Genomic DNA, 1,001 nt, shown 5'->3' on the forward strand with positions numbered 1-1,001 from the left:
CCTCAAGCGGTGCTCCTACAGCGACTTCGAAGAAGGCTCGGAGCTTGAGGAACTTGCGGACCTTTCCCTACCACCCTACGAGCGTAGCTCGTAGCTTCAGCCCGCCCCCGCCTGCAGGCACGCTTTAAACCCTTCCACCAACCGGTCTCGCCAGGTCAGATAATCCAGCTCCGGATAGTCCCGGCCCAGCGGGTCCAGGGGGTGTATCTGGCAATCCGGACACAGGCGGGTGATCAGGGCGGCGCGGGCTTCCGGTTCGCGGATGGCGCAACGTACCTGCTGGTCGCGGATCTGGCTGGCCAGCTCCACAAAACGACGGCTGCCCGGCCCCGCATCCAGTTGCCGGGACACCACCAGCGGCTCCGCCAGCCCCAGTGTCTCGGTGAGATAGCCCCAGGGGTGGTGGTAGCTGAGCCAGGGAATGTCGCTTAACCCGGCCAGTGCCTGGTGATGATGACCCTGACGGGTGGTGGCGGCCTGCTGCCAGCGGGCCGGCTCGCCCTGATTCAGCCCCTGCGGGTAACGCTGTGCCAGCGCCCCGGCCAGCAACATCATGTTGTCCAGGGACAGCCACAGGTGCGGGTCCAGGGTGGCGTCGCCGTGGTCCGAATCATGGTGCTCGTGGTCATGGTCATGATCCCCTTCCCGGCGATGGACGCCTTCCAGCTCCAGCAGGGCCAGGGTAGGGCCCTGCCGACGCGCTACCAGGGGTGCCAGCGGCGCCTCCACCGTCTCGCCCAGCCACACCAGCAGATCCGCCTGCTGCACCAGCATGGCCTGCCGCGGAGACAGGGCCAGCTGATGGGGGTTCTGGTTGGCCTGCAACAGGGTCACCACCTGCGCCTGGTCGCCATAAAGCCCGCGCAGCACCTTGGCCAACGGCTCCACACTGGCGACCAGAGTCTGGCTCATTGCCTGGGCACTGAGCATCATCAACATTACCAACCACAAACTGCGCATCACTTCCTCGTATAGCACCCTGTAGGAGCGTCGCTGGCGGC

Annotated in this window: 1 protein-coding gene; it reads right to left on the bottom strand. The window is 65.8% G+C overall.

The genetic code is table 11. The features are described from left to right. Positions 1-96: 96 nt before the first annotated feature. Positions 97-1,001, bottom strand: a 905-nt coding sequence (locus tag B3Q33_RS06320; protein WP_286827236.1) for a metal ABC transporter substrate-binding protein, incomplete at its 5' end; no start/stop codon positions are given.

The sequence above is a fragment of the Alcanivorax sp. UBA3183 genome (genome assembly GCF_002364155.1).
GTDB classification, from domain to species: Bacteria; Pseudomonadota; Gammaproteobacteria; order Pseudomonadales; family Alcanivoracaceae; genus Alcanivorax; species Alcanivorax jadensis.